An 823-nucleotide genomic window follows, 5' to 3' on the forward strand; every position below is an offset into this window, starting at 1 on the left:
GCAAGCCGGTGGCGTTCTACAGCGACCGCGCGAGCGTGTTCCGCAGCACGTGCGCCGGCAAGACGGGGCGCAGCGTGACGCACTTTGGCCGCGCGATGTACGAACTGAACATCGATACGTTCTGCGCGAACTCGAGTTCCGCGAAGGGTCGTGTGGAGCGTGCGCACCTGACGCTGCAGGACCGGCTCGTCAAGGAGTTGCGCCTGAAGGGCATCAGCACGGTCGCTGACGCCAACGCGTACGCGCCCTGCTTTATCGCGGCCTACAACGCGCGTTTCGCGAAGCCGCCGAGAAGCACGTTCGACGCACACCGGCCGTTGCGTGACGATGAGGATCTGGACCGGCGGATGACCTGGCGCGAGACGCGCCGTGTGACGAAGTCACTGACGGTGCAATACGACCGGGTCATGTACCTGCTGGAAGACACGCCGGCCAACCGCGCGCTGGTTCACCGCTACATTGACGTGTGGGAGTACCCGGACGGGCGCATCGAGATCCGTGCCGATGGTGAGGTGCTGGCGTGCCGGCGCTACGACAAGCTCGCGGAAGTCGATCAGGGTGCGGTGATCGAGCACAAGCGGCTGGCGCATGCATTGCAGGTCGCGCAGGCGCTACAGGCGCAACGCGATGACCGGCGCATCTCGGGCTCGCCGTCGCGCACCAACCGCGGCGTGGCACCGCGCGCGAAGGACCGGTTGCCCGGCACGAAGAAACCGCGCGAGTTCACCCGCGCCGATCTGGATCAGGCCATCGGGCAGCTCGTGCAGCCGCCAGCGGCACCTTCCACACCTGGCCAGCGGTCTGCACGCACTCACTGATCGCA

1 pseudogene is annotated in these 823 nt (G+C 66.8%); it reads left to right on the top strand.

Features of this window, described 5'->3' with window-relative positions:
* Nucleotides 1-818: pseudogene (locus G3O01_RS44925) on the top strand (ISNCY family transposase); the annotation flags it as partial.
* Between the last annotated feature and the right edge of the window lie 5 nt (nucleotides 819-823).

Source organism: Burkholderia sp. Ac-20365, assembly GCF_017104715.1.
Classification (GTDB): Bacteria; Pseudomonadota; Gammaproteobacteria; order Burkholderiales; family Burkholderiaceae; genus Paraburkholderia.